This window comes from Haliscomenobacter sp., from assembly GCF_033763495.1.
Lineage (GTDB): Bacteria > Bacteroidota > Bacteroidia > Chitinophagales > Saprospiraceae > Haliscomenobacter.
Genome location: NZ_JANRKL010000209.1, coordinates 57,335 through 65,936, shown reverse-complemented (window position 1 = coordinate 65,936; position 8,602 = coordinate 57,335). Strand labels below are relative to the sequence as shown.

The 8,602-nt window shown below is 47.1% G+C and carries 9 protein-coding genes; 5 read left to right on the top strand and 4 right to left on the bottom strand.

The features are described from left to right. Positions 1-118: 118 nt before the first annotated feature. Both rsmA and SFV55_RS24810 read left to right on the top strand, forming a co-directional pair. Positions 119-901, top strand: a complete 783-nt coding sequence (rsmA, locus tag SFV55_RS24815; protein WP_320032270.1) for a 16S rRNA (adenine(1518)-N(6)/adenine(1519)-N(6))-dimethyltransferase RsmA — start codon at positions 119-121, stop codon at positions 899-901. Positions 902-953: 52 nt separating this feature from the next. Further along, positions 954-1,667 (top strand): MIP/aquaporin family protein, encoded by a 714-nt coding sequence (locus SFV55_RS24810; protein ID WP_320032269.1) that lies wholly within the window; start codon positions 954-956, stop codon positions 1,665-1,667. 214 nt (positions 1,668-1,881) lie between these two features. Here SFV55_RS24810 and SFV55_RS24805 read toward each other — a convergent pair whose 3' ends face one another. The 3 genes from SFV55_RS24805 to SFV55_RS24795 all read right to left on the bottom strand — a co-directional run bounded on the left by SFV55_RS24805 (position 1,882) and on the right by SFV55_RS24795 (position 5,171). Further along, the gene (locus tag SFV55_RS24805; protein WP_320032268.1) at positions 1,882-3,468 is read right to left on the bottom strand and encodes a sodium-dependent transporter; all 1,587 of its coding nucleotides are present in this window, start codon (positions 3,466-3,468) and stop codon (positions 1,882-1,884) included. Between the two features lie 204 nt (positions 3,469-3,672). Further along, positions 3,673-4,209 (bottom strand): dCTP deaminase, encoded by a 537-nt coding sequence (dcd, locus tag SFV55_RS24800; protein WP_320032267.1) that lies wholly within the window; start codon positions 4,207-4,209, stop codon positions 3,673-3,675. A 47-nt stretch (positions 4,210-4,256) separates the two neighbouring features. Next, complete coding sequence (locus tag SFV55_RS24795; RefSeq protein ID WP_320032266.1) at positions 4,257-5,171, bottom strand: eIF2A-related protein; 915 nt, start codon at positions 5,169-5,171, stop codon at positions 4,257-4,259. Between the two features lie 69 nt (positions 5,172-5,240). Between SFV55_RS24795 and SFV55_RS24790 the strand changes: the two genes are divergently transcribed. After that, positions 5,241-5,885, top strand: coding sequence for a 4'-phosphopantetheinyl transferase family protein (locus SFV55_RS24790; RefSeq protein ID WP_320032265.1), 645 nt, complete (start codon positions 5,241-5,243; stop codon positions 5,883-5,885). A gap of 7 nt (positions 5,886-5,892) precedes the next feature. Here the strand turns inward: SFV55_RS24790 and SFV55_RS24785 are convergent, their stop codons facing one another. Continuing rightward, positions 5,893-6,705 carry a hypothetical protein gene (locus SFV55_RS24785; protein WP_320032264.1) on the bottom strand — a complete coding sequence of 271 codons (813 nt, stop codon included), beginning with the start codon at positions 6,703-6,705 and terminating at the stop codon, positions 5,893-5,895. A gap of 432 nt (positions 6,706-7,137) precedes the next feature. On the opposite strand from SFV55_RS24785, the gene SFV55_RS24780 reads away from it, so the two are divergent. Together SFV55_RS24780 and SFV55_RS24775 are read left to right on the top strand one after the other, a co-directional pair. Then, the gene (locus SFV55_RS24780) at positions 7,138-7,611 is read left to right on the top strand and encodes a hypothetical protein (RefSeq protein WP_320032263.1); all 474 of its coding nucleotides are present in this window, start codon (positions 7,138-7,140) and stop codon (positions 7,609-7,611) included. A gap of 106 nt (positions 7,612-7,717) precedes the next feature. Continuing rightward, entirely contained in the window at positions 7,718-8,599 is an 882-nt protein-coding gene (locus SFV55_RS24775; protein WP_320032262.1) for a hypothetical protein, read from the top strand. Positions 8,600-8,602: the final 3 nt, after the last annotated feature.

The window sequence follows — 8,602 nt, the reverse complement described above, 5'->3', positions numbered from 1 at the left end:
TTAGTTTGTCCAGTTTTTCCTGGGCTGCTGCTTGTTCATTCATCACAGTAAAAATCCTACGGGTTGCTGTAATTTTGATAGTTTTGCAAAGTAATGGTAAAAAAAGCAGAAAATTGTTTTGAAAGCTAAAAAATCCTTCGGTCAGCACTTTCTCAATCGGGAAGAAATTGCGGAACGCATCGCCAGTAGTCTAAGCATCAACAACGAATTGGGGCATCCTGTTTTGGAAGTCGGCCCGGGAAAGGGTATGTTGACCAAATATTTACTCAAACAATACCCTTTGCTCAAAGTGGTTGAGGCCGATGTAGACATGGTCAATTACCTACACAAATATTATCCCCAACTGGAAAATCGCGTGATCTCTGGCGATTTTTTAAAAGTCGACCTTGCGGCAGTCTTTGAAGGCCAAAGCTTTAGTTTAATCGGAAATTTCCCTTACAATATTTCTTCGCAGATCGTTTTTCACATGATCAAGTACCGCGCCATCGTACCGGAAATGGTGGGAATGTTTCAAAAAGAAATGGCCGATCGCATCATTGCCAAACCAGGTGGAAAGGATTATGGCGTGATCAGCGTTTTGGCACAGGCTTATTACGAGGGCAAAACCCTGTTCAATGTGGATAAAAGTTGCTTTAGCCCGCCACCCAAAGTACAATCGGCAGTCATTCATTTGATTCGCAAGGAAAATCAGGATTTGGGTTGTGATGAGGGGCTATTCCGGCAAGTGGTCAAAACCTCCTTCAACCAACGGCGGAAGATGCTGCGGAACACCTTGAAGCCGCTATTCCCGGAAGGCAGTACGGCGTTGGAGGATGAATTTTTTCAAAAAAGGCCGGAGCAGTTGAGTTTGGCGGATTTTGTGGCCGTGACCCGCCAGGTGGAAGCATTAAAATCGGTTTAAATTATTATACCGGGGCAACCGCAAGGGTTGCCTCTACAAACCCTTTCATCCAATGACCACTTCTCCTTTTTTAGGCGAGCTCATCGGTACCGCCGTTTTGATTTTGCTTGGCAATGGTGTAGTCGCCAACGTACTGCTCAACAAAACCAAAGGCAACAATGGTGGGCTCATTGCCATTACTACGGCCTGGGCCTTTGCTGTGACCATCGGTATTTTTGTAGCCCAAAAATTTGGTAGCGCCGATGCCCATCTCAATCCAGCGGTGACCATCGCCATGGCCATCAAAAACAATGACTTTAGCAATGTGCTACCCTTTATCGCTGCCCAGATGATCGGCGCAATGATCGGCGCAACGCTGGTTTGGCTGCACTATCTGCCACACTGGGCTGCCACCAACGATCAGGGGCTAAAATTGGCCGCCTTCGGTACTAGCCCGGCCATCGCGAATGCTCCCGCCAACCTGATCAGTGAGATCATTGGTACTTTGGTGTTGCTCATTGGGGTGATTGCGCTGTATGCGGAAACAGGTTCGGGCTTGTCGCCTTATTTGGTAGGTGTATTGGTGTGGGCCATAGGTTTGAGCCTGGGGGGTACCACCGGGTACGCGATTAACCCTGCTCGGGATTTGGGGCCACGGATTGCCCATGCAATTTTGCCCATTGCAGGTAAGGGCGGAAGTGACTGGGGCTATGCCTGGGTTCCGGTAATTGGGCCAATCATAGCCGCAGTGATTGCCGGAGCAATCATGAGTGGATTTGGCTTTTAGGAACAATAAAAAAGAGCTTGAGGGCAACTAATTTGCCCCCAAGCTCTTGATTGATCAACTTGATGGTTAAGCACTAAGCTTCGTCATCATGGTTTTGAGGCGGTGTGGTCAGTACTTTGTAAAAAAAGTACGCAGTGAACGCGGCCACCGTAATGTTTGCTCCAAGATACATCAACAATGCAGTTGTATTCATGGTAAAGAGGTTTTTAGGTGATTAATGGGTGAATCTACCTTCGCGCATGCGCTTGCGGTAAGCCGTGTATACCAGTACTGCAACACCCACCCATATGGCCAGAAGTCCAATGCGTGCAATGTTTTGGTACAATATGGTTTTCTTCAGGTGCTCAATCACAGCGGGGTCGGTCGCTTCAGCAATTTGAGCATGTAAGCCAGTATTCATGATTTTGTCCCAGTTAGCTGGCATACTTGCAAACAATACCCAGCCTAGAATAACCGGAGTTACGTATTGAATGATGTAGCGGAAAATGATCGGCACTTTGATGTCGGCACCCCGGGTGATTTCTTCCCAGCCTTTTTTCATACCAAAAATCCAGGCAAACAAAATCATTTCAAAGAAAGCAAACACAACCAGCGATACAGTTCCCGCCCAGTGGTCGTATTCATCGAAGACCCCATAGTTGAAATAAATAACGGTAGGGAGACCCAATAGGGCAACAGTAGCACCAAATGCCCAGGCTGCACTCCCTCTTTTCCAGCCAAATTCATCCTGCATAAAGGCCATACAAGGAGTGCCCATCGCCAGGGATGAAGTAATCCCGGCAAAGAACAACAAACCAAACCACATCACACTGGCTGCAATCGCCAGGAAGGGGCCCCACTGTTGGAACAAAAAAGGCAAGGTACGGAAACCCAAGCCCAAGCCCCCTACTTTGTTGACCAATTCCAACATACCTTCCACCCCAAAATACCCAACAGTGATGGGAATAACGATGGCACCGCCTAGACACACTTCCACAAATTCGTTCATCCAGCCCGCACTCATGGCGTTGAGGGCTACATCGTCGTTGGATTTGAGATAGGAGGAATAACATTGGATACTGCCCATGCCCACCGAGAGGGTAAAGAAGATTTGCCCGGCAGCGGCCAGCCAGACCTTAGGCGACCAAATGGTGGAAAAATCAGGTGTCCAGAGGTAGTTCAAACCATCGGTACCAGCATATAAAGCGTTGCTATACCCAGGCTGCAAAGTCACCCCACGAATGGCCAGAATGATGCCAAACAAAATCAACAAAGGCATCCCAATTTTGGCTACTTTTTCTACTCCACCACTCAAACCACGGGACAAAATCCAGGTATTGAGCAACAAACAGATGATCCAGAAAATGATCGGTTGGGCATCACTTAAACTGGTATAATTGGTGAAGAAATTGGCTACTTCGTCCCGGGTTTGACCACTAAAGGTGCCCGCTACCGAATGCCAAATGTAGCCCAAAGTCCAACTTTCCAGGTAACAATAATAGGCTGCTACAGCAAGGTTGGTAAATATGCCAAATACCCCAAGGTATTTCCAAAAGCCATATTTCGACATCGAGTCCAGGATGAAGGGAGCACTGTGGTGGCCGTATTTGCCACCAAACCTACCCATTGCCCATTCCACATAAAGCAACGGAATACCCATCAATAAAAAACAAACGAGATAGGGAATGATGAAGGAACCTCCGCCGTTTTGAATGGCCTGTACCGGGAAGCGCAGGAAATTACCCAGACCTACCGCGTTGCCCGCCATGGCCAGCACCAGGCCAACTCGGGAGCCCCAGCCTTCTGTATTGCTACTACTCATACCATTGTGAAGGTTAGGAACGGAAATAAACTAAAGTAAACACTTGACCTGCTCTTTTTTGATTTTGCTGCGTTACTCCTCAGTTGCGTAGGCCTGCTATGCGCCTTCGTAGTGCCTTGCCAAATCAAAAAATAGCTAAGTCAACTTGTTTACTTTATTTCATTTCCATTCCTTAGTGATTGAATAAGGTTTTATTTGTAAAATTTAAAAACTATTCCGCCACATCATACTTTCTACCGGTTTTTCTGTCCGTTGATTGTATTTGGCGTCGCTTTTGAGGTTGTAGTAACGTTCGATTTCTCCTTCCACTGCAAAGTAAATGAGTTGCCCAATGGGCATGCCTACATATACCCGCACGGGTTGGGTACACGAAATTTCGAGGGTCCAGGTATTGCAAAAACCTACGTCACCTTTTCCTGCGGTAGCATGAATGTCTATGCCCAAGCGGCCAACGCTGGATTTGCCTTCGAGGAAAGGAACAGCATTGTGCGTTTCGGTGTATTCTTCGGTTACTCCGAGGTACAAAATGCCGGGGTGTAGTACAAAACCCGTTTCAGGTATTTCAAAGTGTTCGATTTCGTTGTGTTTGCGGGCGTCCAGGATTTGGTCTTTGTACGTCGCCAGCCATTTGCCGAGGTGTACATCGTAGGAGTTGGTGCCCAAACAGTCGCGTCGAAAAGGTTCAATGACGATTTTTTTTGCCTCAATTGACTCCAAAATCTTCTTGTCCGAAAAAATCATGTGCTCGAGTGGTTTTCTATGAAAGCAGAAAGGTACAAAATAATATTTTACGACAAACTCCGCCACAACATGATACTGCGGTCGTCGCTGGCAGAAATCAACAGATTGTCGTGCACTGACCAGAGTAAGGTATTGACCGAATTGACGTGGCAATGATCCCGGATGGTGTTTAATACTTTATTCAATTTGAAATTGGTGGCATCCCAGATTTTGATGGTTCGATCGCGGCTGGCGGTAGCAAATAGGGTGCCAGCTGGGTTAAAAACGATATCATTGATGGTAAACAGGTGGGCCGCTTGTGAATTGAGCAGATCCAGGTTCTCGGCATCCCAAACGTTGAGCAAGGCATCCCGACCACCACTGAGCAGGTATTTCCCGTCCGGGCTGTATTGCACACAAAATACCGAATGGTTGTGGGCTTTAGGAATTTTGGCTTTGATTTGAAAGGTATGTACATCCACTATATAGATGTTGTGGTCGCTGGCCCCTACCGCAATTTCCTGGCGGATGGGGCAATAGGCCAGGCCACGCAGGCTTTGGTGGCTCAGTTGAATGCTCTCCAGCGTACGGGCATTATGGATGTCCCAACGGGTCAAAATGCCGTCACCGCCTGCGGTAAAAACCTGTTCCCCTACCCTCAAAATGCGGTAAACGCCCTTACGGTGGTGGGCAATGTTTTTGGTGGCCTCAGGCGCAGCCAGGTCCACCCAATGCACGCCACCATTCATATTGCCAACTACCACTTGGTTGAGATCGGGCAAATGTAAAAGCGAAAAAATTTGGGTGTCCACCTTGGCAATCAGCTTGCCCAATTCAGGCGCTTCCATATCCCAACGCACAACCCAGCCCTCGCCTGCTCCGGAGAGGAAAAAACGGGGATCATCCGTTGGGCTCAGCGCAAATACCGCGGCGTTGTGGCCAGTGAGTACGGCGTGACGTTGAATGTTGAAAGTGCTCTTCATATTCAGGATAAAATCAGCTGTAAAGTTGAAAAAAATTATCTTTAAGCCTGATTTAATCCTCGTTTTTATATGCCAATCGTTTTACAAGAAGAAAATAGCCACAACAATTTTACTTACGCCATCTGGCGCATTGAAGAATCCGAAGCGTGGTTTTTGGAACAGTTACAGCTTAGCTCTGCCGAACAGGCGCAGCTGGAAACGATTAAAGGTTGGCGCAGGATGGAGTGGTTGGCCGTTCGCCAGTTGGTGGCGGCATTGGTTCCAGGGGAGGAGCGGGCTATGCTGGTCAAGGATGAATACGGCAAGCCGCATTTGCACAATAGCCCATTACAGGTTTCTATCAGCCATTCCCATCAATTGGCAGCAGCGATGGTGGGCGAAAAAGTACTCGGTATTGACATTCAACAAATCGTAGAAAAAATCGGTCGTTTGGCGCCACGTTTTTTGAGCGCGCGTGAATTGGCTTTCATCCATCCGACTGAACACCGCATTGCCCACTTGCACGTGTGTTGGTGTGCCAAGGAAGCTTTGTACAAAGCTTATGGTAAGCGGGAAATCGATTTTTGTGAACACCTGCTGCTAGATGCTTTTGAGTATCAAACAGCAGGTGGCTCGTTTCAGGGCCGGGTTATCAAGGAAGAGTTTGACGCCACTTTTACGCTACAATACCGCAAGTTTGAAGATTGTATGTTGGTGACGGCTGATATCCTCTAAATTTATATTACACCAGCTCCTCTTCCCAATCCCCATCACCCAACTGCAAATTGGCCAATTCATGCATCACGATGGATACGGTTACTGCAGTGACCAAAGTACCAACAACTGGCCCAATTACAGGCACCACGAAACAGATCCGCAGAACCATACCTACCGCCAGGGCGATGCCAGGAAAACGCAGTGAATATTTAAAACTGTCTTTAATTTTCAGGCCAAACATTTCATTGTAGTTGTCCAAAATCAGGACGCCCATGAAGAAACAATGGATAAAAAATAAGATGGGTTCTTTGAGCCAGGAAATCACTGGAGTGCCTTCAAGAATGGGTTCGACAACCGAAACTACTATCCCTTCTATTACCATACAAATTACCCCCAATACAGCAATGCGGATTTGAGCCTTGATGAAGTCATTGAGGCGGGGTTCCCGCATTTGGTCTTTTAATAAAATGTCTACGGTGCGGTGACAAACATGGAAAATGAAAATTTCAAGCAAGATCAAAATGCCGTAGCGGAAGCCTTCGTCGGTAAAAAATTCCCACTGGTTTTTGACCAGATTGTTCACAAAATTATCCATCGAACTCATCAAGGCCATGGCGTTGGAGGTATCTACCGCATTTACAGATTCAAAAACATTGGCCAGGGTTCTGACGCCCGCAATGATGCCCACCAGGATCAATATTTTGTTTACCCAACCATAGCTTAGGAAACCTTCCCATAAACGGTTTTTGCGAAAAAACCGCACAGCCTCCGGAATGGAGTGGAGGGTGTACAGGAATTGATTGAAATGTTCTTTCAGGTAGGTACGAAGGTTTGACATGGTGCGGTACTTGATTTATCGTTCGGGAAAGTGTTCTAAAGATAAGGTACAAAACACCTTTGATCTTTTCAAATTCCGATCAGTGTGGATTTTTTTTGGATCAAAGCGCATTTCTACTCCGGAAAGACGTATAGAAAAGTCGATTGGTTACGCTTGATGGGTTTAATCTAACTACCAAATTGAAGAAATCTCACCATTGGTTGAAGGCTTCTCGCCCTGGGTTGAATAAAGTTGGCAAGCCTTGTTCAGCCCTATACTTTTGAATCATCAAACAACAAGTAGTGGGCAAAAATAAGTGCTCATTTTTCTTGAGCCAAAGGATTAGCTAAGGCACTTGAAATGAATCGTTTTCTTATCTAATCCTCTGGCAAAATGAGCACTTATTTTTTAGCGCCCTCAAGCGTACATTTTTCACCTAAAAATTTTAAAACCATGTCAACTAAATTGATGATTCGCTTTTTCGCCTGCACCCTGGCCCTGATGACTTTGAGCTTTGTGAACAGCAATGCCCAATCAACCACCATCCCGGAGCAAAATGCCCAAAATCGCCGCGAAACTGCCAAAAGCAATTCGACTACCCGAAAAGAGACGGCTACTGCTGGTCAGGCCAATCGGGAAGCAACCAAAGGGGCCAACAGCGAAGTCCGCAAGGCTACTTATGACGAAAACAAAGGAGAGCGTGAAGCTGCTGCTGCCGATGGCGAAGTGACCAAGGACGAAGCAAAAAAATTGGCAGATCAGAATTCCAAGGAGCGCCTGGGGAATGCCAAGTCCAACTCAGCTGCACGCCAGGAAACCGGAGCAGCCAATGGTGCCGCACGTAGGGGAACTGCCCAGCAAAATTCGGATGCACGGCGCAACACGGCGGTAGAAAATGCCGCCAATCGTCGGACTAAAGTGAATTAATTTATTCCCATTCTGTTGTGGTGCATGGGGGTGACAGACCTCTGATTTTTCCCAAAGCATATCCAAACAAGCATCCCTGTGCGCCACAATTTAAATTCACCTGCTCATGAAACCCTTATTCACCAGCTTAATCCTGATTTTGGTGGGCCAGCTTTTTGCCCAAAACCCCGATATCAACCGCTTGCCCGACACCAGTTTTCAAACTGAACAAATCAAAACCGCTTCCTGGACAATCTCCACCACATTCAATAGTCGGGTACTTTCGGCGGGGCGAGATTTTGGAACTAGTCAGTTTGGCCTGTTTCCGGGTGTTTTTTACAGCCACCCTACTGGCTTGTACGCTGGATTGAGCGGCAGCATCTACGGTGATTCGGCATTGTTGTCCTATACGCAGACCAACCTGAGCCTAGGTTTTGCCGGCTCCTTTACTTCCAATTGGCGTTATGGCTTTTCATTTGCCCACACCTTTTTTAACCCTGCTGAAGAGGGATTGCTGAGCAATGGCATTGGACTATCCACCGATTTGACTTTTGGTGCGTTTAATATAGGCACCTCATTCACCGCTATGCTGGGGGAAGAGAATGGATATCGGCTCAACCTTTTTTCTTCGGGATATTGGCCCCTGGGGCAAAAAGGATTCCTGGGCAATTGTGCCCTTGCTCCATCCCTTTCGGGTTTGTTTGGCACCGAGAACATTCCCTTTTACACCTTGCCTTTGACCCAATTTGAAAGGACAAGCGGAGTACGCTGGGCGGAGCGCAAAAAGAAACTCCCAACCCCGAACCCCAGGCCCCGACAAGAAAGCAGCACCAATGTTTTTGGTCTGATGAGCATCAATTTGGCGGTACCCCTGTATTACTATGCGGGCAATTGGACTTTTAGCCTGTCACCAAATTTGGTCATCCCGGTGCCATTGCCTGGTGAAACCTATACTGAGGAACAAACCAGCAGTGCCTTTTTCAGTTTGTCCATATCCCGGCAATTTTAAGAT